Raw genomic sequence first — 12371 nt, forward strand, 5'->3', positions numbered from 1 at the left:
ACGCTTTACTTATTAGTATATTCCTATTTCAGAGAAAGTAAACAAGGCACGTACAATATTTTCCAAAAGCAAGTCCGGAAAACAAGTGCCATCCGCTTTTCCGCCCCGGATTTGTCAAGAAAGCGGCACGCGCAGACGGAGATCATTGCGGATCAGGTCTTCGTACGTCTCCCGCTTTACGACAAGCTCATCTTTGCCGTTTTCGACAAACACAACCGGCGGGCGTGGGATCCGGTTATAGTTATTTGCCATCGAATAACCGTAAGCGCCAGTGCAAAATACGGCCAAAAGGTCATCGCTGCCTGTCTTCGGCAGCGGCAGATCCCAAATCAGCATATCCCCCGACTCGCAGCATTTCCCGGCAACGGATACGGTCTCTTCGCACTTATCAAGCGGACGGTTGGCCAGCACTGCTTCATATTTTGCGTCATAAAGTGCCGGGCGGATATTGTCGCTCATCCCCCCGTCAACCGCAATATATTTTCTGACATGCGGCACTTCCTTGCGGGACCCGACCGAATAAAGCGTCGTCCCGGCTTCGCCGACAAGCGAGCGGCCCGGTTCGATCCAGATCTCGGGAACCGGCAGGCGGCGGGAACCGGCCTGTTTCTTCACTTCTTTGACGATTTCTTCTACATAATAAGCAGGCGGAAGCGGATGGTCTTCTTCCGTATAGCGGATGCCGAAACCACCGCCAAGGTTAAGCACTTCCGGAAAATAACCGTACCTGGCATGCCACTCGTCCAGTTTATCCATAATTTTCTGCACAGCCAGGACAAAGCCGGCTGTTTCAAAAATTTGCGATCCGATATGGCAATGCACCCCGAGCAATTTTATCCAGCCGGATGAAAGCACCTGCTTCAGCGCCGCCTCCGCCTGCCCGTTTTGCAAGTCAAAACCGAATTTTGAATCTTCCTGGCCCGTTAAAATATAATCATGCGTATGGGCTTCAATGCCCGGTGTGACCCTTAAGAGCGCGGAAACTTTGCGGCCTTTTTCAGCGCACAAGTTTTCCAGCATGTCAAGCTCGTAAAAATTATCGGCAACGATGCAGCCGATTCCGGCATCAAGCGCCATTTCCAATTCTTCCCGGCTTTTATTGTTGCCGTGGAAATGAATGTGTTCAACAGGAAACCCGGCAGCAAGGGCAGTATACAGTTCCCCGCCTGAAACAACATCCAAAGACAGCCCCTCTTCATCTGCAAGCTGGATCATGGCAATGGCGGAAAAAGCCTTGCTGGCATAAGCAACCTGGGATTTGACGCCGAGTTTCCGGAATGTTTCCTTGAACGCTCTGGCCCTTTGCCGTATTAAAGCAACGTCATATACATAAAGAGGCGTTCCGTAACGGGCAGCGAGGCTTACCGTGTCAACACCGCCGATTTCGAGATGCCCCTTTCCATTTACCTTTACCGACCCGTTATGCTTCATGTTTTCAACCCCACCTAATATTCCGCCAATCGGGAGAGAAGCCTTCCCGGCATAAACCGGGGTAGGCTTCCCTCCCTTTCCTAGAGCTTTTGCGTTAATTTTCTACTAACTTTAACATAAAAACAGGCTTTCTGCAATAGTTTCAAGCTTCAGGCGGCTGGCGGAAGCGATCGACCGGGTGGACAATGCTCGGGCGGTACTTGGAGCCCGGAACCGGCCTTCTGAACAGGATTTGGAAAAATGCCTGCGGGTTAAACGGGATAAACGGCCAGAAATACGGCGTGTTCAACGGCCGGATGGACACGAGGAACAGCAGAAAAACGGTGCTGCCGATCACAAAGCCTTTGACTTTAAAAATTGCTACGATAATCAGTAAAATCATTCTCACAAGTTTATTCGCCACGCTCAGCTCATAACTTGGTGTGACAAAAGTGCCAATCGCCGCGGCGGATACATACAAAATGACTTCCGAAACAAACAGCCCGGCTTCAACCGCAATCTGCCCGACCAAAACGGCCGCAATCAAGCCCATGGCGGTGGCGAGCGGCGTCGGCGTATGGATGGCGGCAACCCGCATAAACTCAATGCCTAAATCGGCGATAAGAAGCTGAAGGACAAGCGGGACATGCGACTGCTTATTCGGCCCAATGTAATCCAGTTGCTCCGGCAAAAGCGACGGTTCCACCGCCACTAAATACCAAAGCGGCAGGAGAAAAAGAGAAACGGCAATCCCGAAAAACCGCACCCAGCGGATAAACGTGCCGACAGCTGCAGCCTGGCGGTATTCTTCGGCGTGCTGCATATGGTGAAAAACCGTTGTCGGCATAATCATCACGCTTGGTGAAGTGTCCACCAATACAAGCACATGCCCCTCCAGCAAATGGGTGGCCGCGACGTCCGCCCGTTCCGTATAGCGGATCAGCGGGAAAGGATTATAATTTTGTTTCAAAATAAATTCTTCTACCGTTTTATCTGCCATCGTAATTCCGTCAATATCAATCGCCTTCAGTTCTTTTCTGACCGTTTCGATGACTTCGGGATCTGCCACGCCTTCAATATAAGCAATCGATACATCCGTTTTCGAGCGTTCGCCAACTTTCATCATTTCAAAGCGCAGCCGCTCATCGCGGATCCGCCGCCGCGTCAAGGCCGTATTGATAACAATATTTTCAACATAACCGTCACGCGCCCCACGGACGACTTTTTCCGTATCCGGTTCCATCGGCGTCCTTCCCGGATAACTGCGAACATCGATAATAAATGCTTCTTGTTTTCCTTCGACATAAATGGCGATCAGCCCGGACAGCACTTCATCGACCATTTCATCATAGGTTTTGACTTTTTCGACCTGCATATGGACGATGTAATTTTCAACAAGCTCATGCACTTTCCCGGAAGAAAATTTGCCGTTATTTAATCTCAGCAGTTCTCTCATAATTTGGATAATCGAAATCGTTTCCGTGAGCCCGTTGACATAGTACAGCTGGATTTCTGTATCAAGGACCTGAATTTTTCTGACACCAATATCATAACTGATGCCAAGTCCGACTTTATTTTTAAAAAATGCTTCCACTTCTGCCGGATTGGATGAAATCGGCCTTTTCCTGCCTGTTTCAGCCATGCTTGAACCCGCTCCTTTCCAAGATCAGGCGTACCGCTTTTTCTGTAATCGGGGCGCCGATATGATAATCGTCTTTTTTCGACATTTTGCCGACATCCCCGATGCCGACAATAATGGGCACGTCCAGCCGGTCAAGACTGTAAACCGTGTCCCCGTTGATTTTTTTCAAATCCATTTCCGGAATGCCGAATTTGTCCACCCCGTACGGCGTGATTTCACCGGTATTGTCAATGCACACATCCACCCTTGACCATTCGGCCTGATGGGTTTTCGATGCGACCGCAATCACGCCGAGCACTTCGATGCGCGGATGCCCGGCCACAAAAGTGAGCGCCTCTTCGCCGGGTCCCGGGCCGATCACCCCTGAATCATCGAACATGGCAAAAACAGGGTCTCCGGCCGCCTTGAGGATCAGGTCCGCGATCTGCTCCCCACAAAGCCGGGTTGGATTTCCGTATGATTGTGAAATACAGCGCCCGCCCATTTTTTTCGCGACACACTCGATTGCTTTTTTCGCATACTCATCCCCGTCCGTGACAAGGATCACCCGCCGTTTTTCCCCCATGCCGGTTGTTCCTTTCTTAATGATTTACATAATAAAGCCATTGAAATAAAGCGCCGGCCACCTTCCCGAGCACGATCGCCATCAATGCGCCGGCAAGACGCCCGTCCATTCCAATTCTTTTGGAAAAAATTGGGATGACATTGATCACTTCCGTGAGCGCCGCAGCAAGCATGCCGACAAACAGTCCGCAAAACAACCCAACAGGCGCCGCAACGATTACAGAAAGCCGGCCGCCTTCACCACCGAGCCCCCACCATGTCCCGGACAGCACCCCGAATACAACGGCCCATTCGTATGATTGGATGAACCGTTCTGTCCTGGACAGCTGGACAAGCCGCGGCACAATGCCAAGCACCGTTAAAAAAGCCACATACCCGCAGCCGACCACAAGCCCGCCGCCGAGCCCGCAAAACACGGTGAAGATTTGCTTAAGGATGGTCAAAATGTTTCATGTTCTCCTTATTCTCATTCAACAGGATATAATGGTCGATGTCCTGCTGATAGTTGAAAATTTCAACTTCAAGCGGGCTCGGTTCTTCATTAAATTTCTTTTTAAATGCATGGTTAAAAAAAATTACCATACCCGCCCCGAGGCCGAGCGAATAGGGAATTTGAAACATAAGCGGCGTATTGTCGCGGATGCCTGTAATCAGATAATAAATTTTTTCCTGGGCAGCCCGCATGCCGACATCTTCGTGAAAATTGATAATCCCAAGCGCAGAGCCTAAAAAAAGCAAAATCCAAATCAATATAAAAAACAAAAGCGGCAGGTACCTCTTTTTTGCGGCTACTTCCACAATCGTTGCCGCCGGACCGACCGGAGACACGGCAGCGTCCGGAACCTTTTCTTTGATACAGGAAATAATTTTCATCATGTCAATGACAACGGTGTTCCCGTCGGCCTTGGAAATGGTTTGGACGGGGATGTCCAAAAGGGTTTCCTGTATACCGGACGGCGCGTGAATCTGGGCAATATGGGATAATCTTACAGTAAAGCCCGGATTGACGCGAATACGGTGGCGGAGCCGCAAATAAATCGTTTCATCCACTGCCTTCACCCCCTGCTTTCATACGTTGTGTTTGTAGTATGTGATATTGGAAGATTTTCATGCACCGGTTTCATGCTGTATGTATCGTATGATCAGGCGATTCGCCGGACTTTTGCACGCTTCCTGTGCTTTTTTCCATTGCCGGATGATTTTCGGCTTCTGTTGGACGCCACATCCGGGAATAAAAAAAGCAAAAAAGCGCACGTTTACAACTCCATGCGCTCTTTCATTACTTCAAGTATTTTCTTTTCAAGCCGTGAAACCTGCACTTGCGAAATGCCAAGCCGTTCGGCCACTTCGGACTGTGTCTGGTCTTTGTAATAGCGGAGGTACACAATCAGCCTTTCGCGCTCCTCAAGCCCTCTGATCGCTTCCTGGAGGGCAATCTGGTCAAACCACTTTTGGTCGTTCTGGTCTGAAATCTGGTCGAGAAGCGTGATCGGGTCGCCATCGTTTTCATATACCGTCTCATGGATCGATGACGGGGCTTTGCCTGCCTCCTGCGCCATGACGACTTCTTCGACCGGCATCCCGAGTTCTGATGCGATTTCGTGCACGGTCGGCGATCTCCCCAGCTTTTTTGTTAACTCATCGCGGGTTTTGCGGATCCGGTTGCCCGTTTCTTTCAAAGAACGGCTTACTTTCACCGTCCCGTCATCGCGCAAAAACCGCTGGATTTCCCCGATGATCATGGGGACTGCATAGGTGGAAAATTTGACGTCATACGAAAGATCAAATTTATCGACCGATTTTAACAGCCCGATACAGCCGATTTGAAATAAGTCATCCGGTTCATATCCGCGATTCAAAAAGCGCTGGACAACCGACCAGACAAGGCGCATATTTTTTTCAACAATCAGGTCGCGTGCCCCCTGGTCCCCTTCCTGGCTGCGCCTGATCAGGTTTTTCACTTCCTCATCTTTTAACCGGGTTTTCTTTTCTGCCTTTTTCAGTTCTGCATCCATCGGCACGACTCCTTAATTGCATAAGGCGTTTTTCAAGGCCAAATGCTTTTTTAGACGAATGATGGTGCCTGATTCTGGCTGCGACTTGATTTCTACATCGTCCATAAAGTTTTCCATGATCGTAAAGCCCATTCCGGATCTTTCCAGGTCAGGCTTTGTTGTAAATAGCGGCTGCCTGGCTTCTTCAATATCCGCTATGCCTTTTCCTTCATCGCGGACGGTAATTTCAACCGTGCCGTCGTCATAAATGGCAGCCGATACATAAACCATTCCGTCCGGGTTTTCTTCATATCCGTGAATAATCGCGTTTGTTACCGCTTCGGATACGACCGTTTTGATTTCGGTCAATTCATCAAGCGTCGGGTCAAGCTGGGCAACAAAAGCGGCAACCGCCACGCGGGCGAAAGATTCATTCCGGCTGAGCGCGGAAAACTGCAATTGCATTTTATTTTTCATTCAGGCAACCCCCAATCTGTGCAGCGCGTATTGTTCCGATTCATCAAGGCGGATGATTTTAAAGAGGCCGGACAGTTCAAACAGCCTTTTTACGGCCGGAGAAATGGCGCAGACGATCATTTCCCCGTTTTTCTGCTTGATCTGTTTGTATCTTCCCAATATCACACCTAAACCGGAGCTATCCATAAAGGAAAGCTGCTCCAGATTTAATACAAGATGGCGGATGCCGTTTTCTTCAATTGCTTTTGTCACACTTGCACGCAAACTTTCAGCCGTATGATGGTCCAATTCCCCCTGCAGCCGGATGCACAGGACATCTTTTTTCACTTCCAGGTCAATTGCCAGACTCACAATTAAAGCCTCCTTCGCTGTTAATAGTGAGTCATTTCGACCTTGCTTCCCGTTTTTCCTTCCGGGAGACAAAAGAAGCTTTAAAAAAACAGAAACCAAGCGGATTCGACATCAATCTTTCTGGACAAACATGCCCGCTGCACGTTTAAACAGCTGCCACCAGCCTGCACGTTTCACCGTTTTGTCGGCAACAAGCGTTGTTTTTGAAAGCACCTTTCCGTCTTGGCTGATAGTCAGTGTTCCAATTTCATCGCCTTTTTGGACAGGGGCCTGCACATTTTTTTTGAGCTTCACAGTTTTTTTCAAATTTGACAATTTGACGCCTTTTTTCGTCAGCACCGATACCGGTTCGCTCGTCACCGCCCGGACATGCCGCATGCTCCCTTTTGACACTTTGACCTGGTCAAGCGCCGCGCCTTTTTTGTACAGCGGGTGGGAGGTATACTGGCTGAACGCATAGTCAAGCATTTTTGAAACCTGGGCGTTCCGCACTTTTGTTGATGGCGCCCCGAAAACGACGGCGATCACACGCATGCCGTTTTTCTTTGCCGTTGCGGTCAGGCAGAATTTTGCTTCATTTGTAAAGCCGGTTTTCAGGCCGTCAACGCCGGGATAATGGCGGACCAGTTTATTGGTATTGACGAGCCAGAACTTTTTATCGGAGCCTTCCCTTAAGTAATCTTCATATTTGCCGGTGAAATGGGTAATGCCGTGATGTTTCAGCAATTGCTTCGCCATGATGGCCATGTCATAAGCTGAACTGTAGTGACCTTTGACAGGGAGCCCGGTCACATTTTCAAAATGGGTGTTTTTCAAACCGAGCGCTTTTGCCCGCTCATTCATTTTGTCGACAAAAGCTTCTTCGCTTCCGCCAATTCTTTCCGCCATCGCAACGGCCGCGTCATTTGCCGAACCGATCGCAATCCCTTTCAGCATTTGTTCCACCGTCATTTCTTCGCCGGGCTCGAGAAAAATTTGCGATCCGCCCATGGATGCCGCATACTCACTCGTCCGTACTTTTTCATCCATTTTGATTTCGCCTTTGTCGAGCGCTTCCATAATTAAAAGCATGGTCATGATTTTCGTCATGGAAGCAGGCGGCAATTCTTCATGGCTGTTCTTGCTGTACAGCACTTCGCCCGTGGCCTGTTCAATTAAAATGGCGGATTTCGCTTCCGGCGCCAGTTCATTTTTCTTTTCAGCTGCGAACGCTTCAGGCACAAGGACGCCGGCTGCAAGCATGAAGCAGGTAACCAAACCAATGATTTTCTTCATGATGACCCTCCAACTTGTAAAATCATAAAACGTGAAAACAAAACCTCCGTACACGATGGGAGATATGCATAAAATCATTTTTTCCAGTTGCGCCATTTTTATACTGGATAAATTCCCTTTCTTCTAATCCGCGGGATGCCGGCTGCCAGACAAATAAAAAACGCACGGTTTTTACGCCGTGCGCCTTAAAAATCTGTTTTTAGTTTTGTCCTTATAATTCCCGGAAACAGGGTGCTGCCAAACCCGGCTCGCCCGGAAAAAAGCATGCGGCCGGGTTTAAGCCCTTGGATGGAATTTCGCATAAACATCCTTTAACCTCGTTTTGGAAACATGGGTGTAAATTTGCGTTGTGGAAATGTCGGCATGGCCGAGCATTTCCTGGACCGCCCGCAAGTCTGCCCCGTTTTCAATCAGATGAGTGGCAAATGAATGCCTCAGTGTGTGCGGGGTAATGTCTTTCTCAATATTGGCTTTTTTCGCAAGCGCCTTTAATATTTTCCAAAAGCCTTGCCGTGAGAGACGGGCGCCGTGATGGTTCAAAAACAGGGCATCCGTTCTATTCGTTTTTGAAACCAGTTTGGGCCGCCCTTCTTTTAAATACCGTTCAAGCGCAGCCGACGCCGTGCGACCGATCGGGATAATCCTTTCCTTGTCCCCTTTTCCGATACATTTAATAAATCCCATTGATAAATGCAGATCATCAAGATTAAGGCCGGTCATCTCACTGACGCGCATGCCGGTCGCATACAACAGTTCAAGCATCGCACCATCCCGCATATGAAGAGGGGTATCCCCTTTTGGCGCAGCAAGGAGCGCTTCCACTTCCTGAACGCTCAGCACTTTCGGAAGCGTCCGCTCAGGCTTCGGGGTTTCAATATGGACAGTCGGATCCTGGCCCGCAAATTTTTCCCGCAACAAAAACTGATGAAAAGACCGGATAGAGGCGACATGCCTGGCAATCGTCTTCGAGGACTTTCCCTGCTGTTTTAAAAAGTTCAGAAAGTGGAGGATGTGAAACCGCGTCACTTCATTCCAAGATGTAACAAGCTCCACTTTTTGCAGGTAGCGGAGATAACTGTGCAGATCGCGTTTATAGGACGCGATCGTATTTTCAGCGAGCCCTTTTTCAACGATCATAAAATGCATGAAATCTTTGATTTGATCTTCCATTCCAATTACTCCCCATCCATATAAAAGAGCAGCAGCCGTTCTGCCCAAGCAGGCTTATGGTCCCCGGCACTCACCTTTACAGCCGCGCCTTTTGGTTTTTCATAACGGTGGTAGCTTTCATATTCCTGATTCACCCAAAGCAGGGCAAAGTAGAACAACAATGTGCAGCATAAAAATAAAATGAAGACTTTAAGCGCATGAAGCAAAAGTTTCAGCCACGGCATATCCCGCCCGCCTTTCTGTATCGCTTTACATACAAGCTATGACAGACTTCCGCCGTTTTATACATCCTTTTATGTAAAAATTCAACCGGCTGAAAATGCGGTGTTATAACAAAAACCTTTTCGTCTTGCGAAAAGGCCGGTTATTTTTCGTTTTTTCCGTTTTCGTTTCCCTTTTCTTTTTGCTGGCACCGGTAACAAATCCCGTGAAATGTCAGGCGATGGTCTTTGATAATAAAATTCCAGCGGCTTTCCACAACTTTTTCGACATTTTCCAGTAAATCTTCCTGAATTTCGTCCACCGCGCCGCATTCAATGCAGACAAGATGATGGTGAAAATGTGCGGCGCCTTCCTGCCTCAAATCATAACGGTACACCCCGTCGCCGAAATTGATTTTGTCCACCACTTTCAGTTCGGACAGCAGTTCCAGCGTGCGATAAACGGTGGCCAGACCGATTTCAGGGGATTTTTCTTTCACAAGGAGGTATACATCTTCCGCACTTAAATGGTCTGTTTCATGTTCCAGCAAAACGCGCACGGTTGCTTCCCGTTGCGGCGTCAGTTTGTAGCTGGCCGAATGCAATTGCTTCTTAATTCTATCAATACGAGCTTCTTCCATGATTCCTCCCCCTTGCCGCTGTCTCTGATATTATAGCAGATTAAGGGGAATAGTCAAAATGAAATGATTATAAACAGTTAAAAACAACATTTATTATTTAAGAATGATTTTAATGGATCATCTTCATCACGGCCTGCATCAGCTGCGGAGAAAGATAAGCCTCGATGCAGGCGGCCGCGAGAGATGCGATGAAAACAGCGAGAAGCGCCGTGCAATACCTTAAAAACAATTGAAAAAAAGCAAAGTGGGCAGCCTGTTTCATAAAAATTTTCCGGATCAGGTTCAAGGAAAACATGACAGCCATCACCGAGGTGAAAATAAACAAAGGAATGATCAGCAAATTTTGCGGAAGAACGGTTACAAACGAAAGCAAAAAACCGCCCCATTTCATCTGGTTGACAAGAAAACCGATCGAAAACCCGACGACAAGCCCCTTTAAAAATAAGAGAACAAGAATGAGCGGCAGGCCGATGATCGAAATACCGAGCAGCCAGATGAGGCCGAGAAATTTCAAATTGTGCAGGAAACTTGAACGGAACAGGTCCTCAGGCGCGGCGAGTTTGCCGGTTGAGACTTGTCCGAAAAATTGCTTTAAGTAAAAAAACAAGTCTTCTTTCTGTGCGATCGACAGGCTGTTGACGATGACGGCGCCAAAAATGACGCCCATCAGGAACAACGCGATGACAAATGCATAAATAGAGGAGTTTTCCCGGATATGGCGGCTGACAGGATTTTGCAGGGCAATTTGCTTCATGAGCGGTGTCCCCTCCTTCAAAAGATTGGCACTTGCTATTAATCTATGAAAGGACATAGCCGCTTATGAAAAAAGTCCAAAACCGGAGCGAAACTATTCCGGCTTTGGATTTTTTACCTTGCCATATTTTCCGCCCCCGCCGGCCTCAAACGCCAATCCCCCGGAACGCTGTTTCAAGATCAGTTCCGAAAGCGGCGGTTTTACAACGCTTTTCAGGGCGGATTCGGGCGCCCGGTGCAAAATATTCATCTCCGTCCCGAAATGGTCCAGCAGCTTGCCCATCGTTTTCGGGCCGAGCCCCGGCAAAAAATCAAGCGGCACCTGGTGGATGTAGGGTGGCCGGGCAGGATGCGTTTTTGCGTCTGTCAGCTCTTCTATTCTTTCCGAGACACCTTTTGTTTTCAGGCGCGACCCGCAATGCGGGCATGGGCCGTTTGAAACAGGGTTCCGGCATTTGGCGCAAGTCGTTGTATAATATTTCCCAAGTTTCGGGTTTAAGCCGTAATTGGCGGCAATCCGGTTTTCCCCTTCGCCGCGCAAAGCTTTTAACAGCCCTGTAAACCCCGGCGTTTCCAGCATCAATTTTTGGTATTCCCTTGCCATTTTGCCGAGGGAATGGGCGTCTGAATTGGTCACGAACGGATAGCGGTGCAGCTCACTGATGTTATCAGCCATGGTGGTATCAGAACTTAATCCCAATTCCACAGCATCTATCAGATCCGGGTCCAGCACTTCTGTTAGCGACCGTTCCACACCTTTTCCATAAAGGCTCTTAAAGGGGGTAAATACATGGGCGGGAATAAACAGCCCGGAGAGTTCTTTCGTTTTTTCCTGCACTTTCCGGGCCTCTGCGCGGACCCGCTGTGTGCTTAAATGTGGATTGGACACGCGCCCGCCATACCATGCGGAAAACTTGCCGAGTGTGTCCATATCCGGAAAATAGCTGAGCAGATGGACCGGCCCACGGCAGTTTTCATCATACACTTCCATTTCAATCCCGGGAATCAGCGTGACTTCCCCCTGGTAGAGGAGGCCGCCTTCATCAAGCTGCACCAGTTCACCGGCTGCAAGAAGCGCCTTCATCTCTTCCCTGACTTCCGGGACATGGCAGTCGATCACCCCGACGAGATCGAGCCCTTTCGGCTGTTTGGCCGCCTTTAATATATTTTCAAGCGTCAGGCTTTTTGCCCCCGTAATTTTGACGGGCCGCCCCGTTTTTGTGCGCCCGATGTGGATGTGTAAATCTGCAAAGTACGGATTGACACTCATTTTCGCGCCTCTTCAAGCATCCAGTGCTGGAGGGCAACCAATGTTTTGGCGTCGCATATTTTCCCCGACCGGATCATTTCCCTGACTTCATCCATGCCCAGTTCCAAAATATCGACAAATTCATCATCATCGCCCGCTTTTGGATTGGAAAGTTTTTCAAGGCCGGTTCCGGCATAAAGATGGATATATTCATCCGCAAAGCCCGGTGAAGTATAAAAAGCGGTTACCGGTTCTAATTTCGCGCAGGCATAACCGGTTTCTTCCTCCAGTTCGCGTTTTGCCGCTTCAAGCGGGTCTTCCCCCGGCTCGAGCTTTCCCGCCGGAATTTCAATGAGCGCGCGTTCAGCCGCTTTCCGGTATTGTTCCACCATCACCACTTTATGCTCATTTGTAACCGCAAGCACACAGACGGCGCCGGGGTGCTTGATGACCTCGCGTTTCGACGTTTTTCCGTCCGGCAGTTCAACCTCCAAGACTTGCACGTGCAAAATTTTGCCGTTGAAAATTTCTTCCGTCTTCAATGTTTTCTCTTCGTATTTATATTTATGCATGTTACCCGGCTCCTTTTGTTCTTCACCTGAAACTAACACATATATTTTACCATAAAAAACAGACTGTTCCGGG

At 48.8% G+C, this 12371-nt stretch carries 15 protein-coding genes; all 15 read right to left on the reverse strand.

All coding sequences use genetic code 11. From position 1 onward, the window contains the following. Positions 1-114: 114 nt before the first annotated feature. A complete protein-coding gene (gene lysA, locus NSS95_RS08400) occupies positions 115-1431 on the reverse strand; it encodes a diaminopimelate decarboxylase (RefSeq protein ID WP_035184659.1) in 1317 nt (438 codons plus the stop codon). Between the two features lie 142 nt (positions 1432-1573). Continuing rightward, positions 1574-3052, reverse strand: a complete 1479-nt coding sequence (locus tag NSS95_RS08405) for a spore germination protein (protein WP_026683312.1) — start codon at positions 3050-3052, stop codon at positions 1574-1576. After that, positions 3045-3617, reverse strand: coding sequence for a stage V sporulation protein AE (locus NSS95_RS08410; RefSeq protein WP_014098111.1), 573 nt, complete (start codon positions 3615-3617; stop codon positions 3045-3047). The genes NSS95_RS08405 and NSS95_RS08410 overlap by 8 nt, the downstream gene beginning before the upstream one ends. A 16-nt stretch (positions 3618-3633) precedes the next feature. Further along, positions 3634-4059, reverse strand: coding sequence for a stage V sporulation protein AB (locus NSS95_RS08415; RefSeq protein WP_328229153.1), 426 nt, complete (start codon positions 4057-4059; stop codon positions 3634-3636). Beyond that, the gene (locus NSS95_RS08420) at positions 4046-4666 is read right to left on the reverse strand and encodes a stage V sporulation protein AA (protein WP_026683311.1); all 621 of its coding nucleotides are present in this window, start codon (positions 4664-4666) and stop codon (positions 4046-4048) included. The genes NSS95_RS08415 and NSS95_RS08420 overlap by 14 nt, the downstream gene beginning before the upstream one ends. A 206-nt stretch (positions 4667-4872) precedes the next feature. After that, complete coding sequence (gene sigF / locus NSS95_RS08425) at positions 4873-5631, reverse strand: RNA polymerase sporulation sigma factor SigF (protein ID WP_014098108.1); 759 nt, start codon at positions 5629-5631, stop codon at positions 4873-4875. A 12-nt stretch (positions 5632-5643) separates the two neighbouring features. Beyond that, the gene (gene spoIIAB / locus NSS95_RS08430) at positions 5644-6087 is read right to left on the reverse strand and encodes an anti-sigma F factor (RefSeq protein ID WP_014098107.1); all 444 of its coding nucleotides are present in this window, start codon (positions 6085-6087) and stop codon (positions 5644-5646) included. Beyond that, positions 6088-6438 carry an anti-sigma F factor antagonist gene (gene spoIIAA / locus NSS95_RS08435; protein WP_014098106.1) on the reverse strand — a complete coding sequence of 117 codons (351 nt, stop codon included), beginning with the start codon at positions 6436-6438 and terminating at the stop codon, positions 6088-6090. A gap of 111 nt (positions 6439-6549) precedes the next feature. Next, complete coding sequence (locus NSS95_RS08440; protein WP_014098105.1) at positions 6550-7713, reverse strand: D-alanyl-D-alanine carboxypeptidase family protein; 1164 nt, start codon at positions 7711-7713, stop codon at positions 6550-6552. 276 nt (positions 7714-7989) lie between these two features. Next, positions 7990-8883, reverse strand: coding sequence for a site-specific tyrosine recombinase XerD (xerD, locus tag NSS95_RS08445; protein ID WP_014098104.1), 894 nt, complete (start codon positions 8881-8883; stop codon positions 7990-7992). A gap of 5 nt (positions 8884-8888) precedes the next feature. Further along, on the reverse strand, positions 8889-9107 hold the full coding sequence (locus tag NSS95_RS08450) for a YqzK family protein (protein WP_013859564.1): 219 nt from the start codon (positions 9105-9107) through the stop codon (positions 8889-8891). Positions 9108-9247: 140 nt separating this feature from the next. Beyond that, positions 9248-9724, reverse strand: coding sequence for a ferric iron uptake transcriptional regulator (gene fur, locus NSS95_RS08455; RefSeq protein ID WP_013859565.1), 477 nt, complete (start codon positions 9722-9724; stop codon positions 9248-9250). A gap of 109 nt (positions 9725-9833) precedes the next feature. After that, entirely contained in the window at positions 9834-10478 is a 645-nt protein-coding gene (gene spoIIM, locus NSS95_RS08460) for a stage II sporulation protein M (RefSeq protein WP_014098103.1), read from the reverse strand. Between the two features lie 93 nt (positions 10479-10571). Beyond that, positions 10572-11747 carry an endonuclease Q family protein gene (locus NSS95_RS08465; RefSeq protein ID WP_014098102.1) on the reverse strand — a complete coding sequence of 392 codons (1176 nt, stop codon included), beginning with the start codon at positions 11745-11747 and terminating at the stop codon, positions 10572-10574. Next, positions 11744-12298 (reverse strand): NUDIX hydrolase, encoded by a 555-nt coding sequence (locus NSS95_RS08470; RefSeq protein ID WP_014098101.1) that lies wholly within the window; start codon positions 12296-12298, stop codon positions 11744-11746. The genes NSS95_RS08465 and NSS95_RS08470 overlap by 4 nt, the downstream gene beginning before the upstream one ends. Between the last annotated feature and the right edge of the window lie 73 nt (positions 12299-12371).

Source organism: Weizmannia sp. FSL K6-3076, assembly GCF_038007245.1.
GTDB classification, from domain to species: domain Bacteria; phylum Bacillota; class Bacilli; order Bacillales; family Bacillaceae_C; genus Weizmannia; species Weizmannia faecalis.

Bases quoted from the DNA above. Each gene is read 5' to 3' on its own strand.
- lysA (WP_035184659.1), bottom strand. From the start codon at position 1,431: ATGAAGCATAACGGGTCGGTAAAGGTAAATGGAAAGGGGCATCTCGAA.
- NSS95_RS08405 (WP_026683312.1), bottom strand. From the start codon at position 3,052: ATGGCTGAAACAGGCAGGAAAAGGCCGATTTCATCCAATCCGGCAGAA.
- NSS95_RS08410 (WP_014098111.1), bottom strand. From the start codon at position 3,617: ATGGGGGAAAAACGGCGGGTGATCCTTGTCACGGACGGGGATGAGTAT.
- sigF (WP_014098108.1), bottom strand. From the start codon at position 5,631: ATGGATGCAGAACTGAAAAAGGCAGAAAAGAAAACCCGGTTAAAAGAT.
- spoIIAB (WP_014098107.1), bottom strand. From the start codon at position 6,087: ATGAAAAATAAAATGCAATTGCAGTTTTCCGCGCTCAGCCGGAATGAA.
- NSS95_RS08440 (WP_014098105.1), bottom strand. From the start codon at position 7,713: ATGAAGAAAATCATTGGTTTGGTTACCTGCTTCATGCTTGCAGCCGGC.
- xerD (WP_014098104.1), bottom strand. From the start codon at position 8,883: ATGGAAGATCAAATCAAAGATTTCATGCATTTTATGATCGTTGAAAAA.
- NSS95_RS08450 (WP_013859564.1), bottom strand. From the start codon at position 9,107: ATGCCGTGGCTGAAACTTTTGCTTCATGCGCTTAAAGTCTTCATTTTA.
- fur (WP_013859565.1), bottom strand. From the start codon at position 9,724: ATGGAAGAAGCTCGTATTGATAGAATTAAGAAGCAATTGCATTCGGCC.
- spoIIM (WP_014098103.1), bottom strand. From the start codon at position 10,478: ATGAAGCAAATTGCCCTGCAAAATCCTGTCAGCCGCCATATCCGGGAA.
- NSS95_RS08465 (WP_014098102.1), bottom strand. From the start codon at position 11,747: ATGAGTGTCAATCCGTACTTTGCAGATTTACACATCCACATCGGGCGC.
- NSS95_RS08470 (WP_014098101.1), bottom strand. From the start codon at position 12,298: ATGCATAAATATAAATACGAAGAGAAAACATTGAAGACGGAAGAAATT.